The sequence below is a fragment of the Microcystis sp. LE19-41.2A genome, assembly GCF_027530405.1.
Classification (GTDB): domain Bacteria; phylum Cyanobacteriota; class Cyanobacteriia; order Cyanobacteriales; family Microcystaceae; genus Microcystis; species Microcystis aeruginosa.
This window is the reverse complement of sequence record NZ_JAPZQJ010000102.1, coordinates 1-2500: the sequence shown is the minus strand read 5'-3', so window position 1 is coordinate 2500 and position 2500 is coordinate 1. Positions and strand designations below refer to the sequence as shown.

Here is a 2500-nt window from a genome sequence, read left to right as displayed (position 1 = left end):
CCCTACGATACAGTTCAAAACCTCTAAAATAATTGGTTTCTCTGGTACTTGACGCTTAGAGCTTTTACCTATAGGAGCATTCCCCTATAGAACCCCATAACTCTAGTTTTCAAGGTGCGTTCATCCTGCGATGACTGGGTTTTTTAAGCGGTTGCTTACCCTGCCCGCTATTCTTAATATCATAAGTAGGTAGGCGTTAAAAGTTGTCAGATGCCCCCCTTATTAAGGGGGGATTAAAGGGGGGACTAAGGGGGGATCGGCACCCCCCTTATCAAGGGGGGCAGGGGGGATCGGCACCCCCCTTATCAAGGGGGGCAGGGGGGATCGAACCTAAAATTCATTTTTAATTTAATTATAACCAGCTACTTACATCCTATAAAGTCGCCCTAAAAGGGCGAGGCTTTAAACCCAATTTTTCGGTAAACTTTTTAATTTGATTCTAAAGATTTATGACAAATAGGGGGGTATGTAACATCTGCTACCCGTAGCCGTAAAGGGCAAATGATAGGCTATGGATGTGAAGACAGTCCCCTCACCCAATGGTGATCCCCATGTTCTCCCCACTTTTTCCGCTTCTACTCCTACTGCTTTCCTTCCTTAGTCTTCTCTGGTATCAAAAGACCGATAATGATATTTTTAAAGCTCTTGCCGTTAGTAGTTTGATTTTTGCAATTATTTGGGGCTTAATTCTCGTTCATTGGTCAATTCACCTGCTGGGACTGCTGTTATTGTTAAAATTCAGAACCCCCGCTTTCAGTTTGGTGCGCGTGCCTAGATGGTGATGGTTTGACTCTAATCTTCCAACTGTCCGGTAGGTACTTCGATCGCCTGTACATCGATCGTACCGGGAGGGGTGAGAATAATAAACTTACCCCCTGCCACTTTTAACGGTTCACCACAGTTAGGACATTGGCATTCTGTGCGATTAAAACCCGTAAATTCGTAGCTGCAGACGGGACAGCTATCTTCAACTAAATTGCGTCGCAACCACCAGCGAAAAATTCCCCAAGCAATGACGGGGGAAATGATTAGAAATGCCACGAGAATTAAAAAACCATTGACTAACCAACCCAGTCCGATCGAGCCTAACAACAATCCGACTAAAATCAAAGATAAGAAACAACCCAAACCAGAATCATTGACAGAATAGCTGCGGAAAAAGTTGTTATTCACGGCTCAACCCTCGATTCATCAAAGCTGCAATTATCTTTAACCTAACACATCCCTAACACATTTCCACGGTTAAATCTTCTTTTTTACTCACTGGTTCCTCGCTCTCTTCTGCCTTGGCTGTAGTTTTTAGCGAGATTATCCAGATTGACATCCTCACCAAATCTGCTGGGGAGTGGATCCTCCGATCGCTTCAACTTGTTATAATAGTCAGTCCCTATCCACCATATCTCTAAAAACCATGAGCGATCCTCGTCTATCTCTAGTGGCAGCTGCCCGAAGATTTTATCAACTGGGTTGGATGCTCGGCACAGCGGGTAATTTATCCGCTAAAGTTGATGATCATAGTTTTTGGATTACTGCCAGTGGCAAAAGTAAAGGTAAACTCACAGAACAGGATTTTGTGCGCGTGGATCTGACGGGAAAAGTCAGAGAATTAGCTCATCGAGATAATCGTCCTTCGGCCGAAACTAGCATTCATCAGGTGATTTATTGTCTCTTTCCCCAAGCGCAAGCTTGTTATCATGTCCACTCAGTGGAAGCGAATTTAGTTTCCCGTTTTGCTCGCGAGGACAAGTTATCGTTACCTCCCTTAGAAATGTTGAAAGGTTTAGGTATTTGGGTAGAAAATCCTCAAGTATTTATGCCGGTTTTTGCTAACTATCTCGATGTGCCGAAAATTGCCGCAGAAATAGAAAGTAGATTCTCAACTTTCCCCCCGGAAATTCCCGCTTTACTGATTTCTTACCATGGTGTGACGGTGTGGGGTGAGTCTCTAGAAACTACCGAGAATTATTTAGAGATAGTTGAGTATATTTTTCGTTATCTAGTGGCAGCCTATCAATTGACATACTCCCACCGTCAAGCTACGCTGTGACGGGGGATTCTTTCCACATCGCTGTTAGAAATTCCTTGTTCAACGAGACAGCTTAGATTCTCAATGTCTCCACTGAAAACCCAGAGACCGGACTCTCCCAAGGCGTTTGGGTCGGTTTCTGTTTGCCCAACAGTACCGTTGAGATGATTTCCCAAATATTGCAACCCTTTTTTAAGAATATTTATTGCTGCATTATGATCCCTATCCAAGACTGTTTTACAATTGGGGCATTGATGAGTTCTAGTGCTTAATGTTTTTTGAACTCTCGTCCCACAAACTGAACAATCTTGAGTCGTGAAATGGGGAGTAACAGCAATACAAACAATCCGATAAATCTTGGCAAAATAATTCAACCATTCAGTGAATTGATACCAAGAAGCATCAGAAATCGACTTGGCAAGCTGACGATTTTTGACTAAGTTTCTTACCTTTAAAGCTTCATAGACTACCAGA

At 43.2% G+C, this 2500-nt stretch carries 4 protein-coding genes; 2 read left to right on the top strand and 2 right to left on the bottom strand.

Annotated features, from left to right (window positions below; all coding sequences use genetic code 11):
- The first annotated feature begins 539 nt into the window (after window positions 1-539).
- Window positions 540-782, top strand: a complete 243-nt coding sequence (locus tag O9290_RS28085; RefSeq protein WP_002760483.1) for a hypothetical protein — start codon at window positions 540-542, stop codon at window positions 780-782.
- A 10-nt stretch (window positions 783-792) separates the two neighbouring features.
- Here the strand turns inward: O9290_RS28085 and O9290_RS04450 are convergent, their stop codons facing one another.
- Window positions 793-1173 carry a hypothetical protein gene (locus O9290_RS04450; RefSeq protein ID WP_002760482.1) on the bottom strand — a complete coding sequence of 127 codons (381 nt, stop codon included), beginning with the start codon at window positions 1171-1173 and terminating at the stop codon, window positions 793-795.
- Between the two features lie 238 nt (window positions 1174-1411).
- Here O9290_RS04450 and mtnB point away from each other — a divergent pair, with 238 nt between their 5' ends.
- The gene (gene mtnB, locus O9290_RS04445) at window positions 1412-2047 is read left to right on the top strand and encodes a methylthioribulose 1-phosphate dehydratase (protein ID WP_052276878.1); all 636 of its coding nucleotides are present in this window, start codon (window positions 1412-1414) and stop codon (window positions 2045-2047) included.
- On the opposite strand, the gene O9290_RS04440 is transcribed toward mtnB, so the two are convergent.
- Window positions 2032-2500 (bottom strand): RNA-guided endonuclease InsQ/TnpB family protein (locus O9290_RS04440; RefSeq protein WP_288086751.1); only part of this gene is annotated, 469 nt, incomplete at its 5' end. The two genes, mtnB and O9290_RS04440, sit on opposite strands and share 16 nt — an antisense overlap.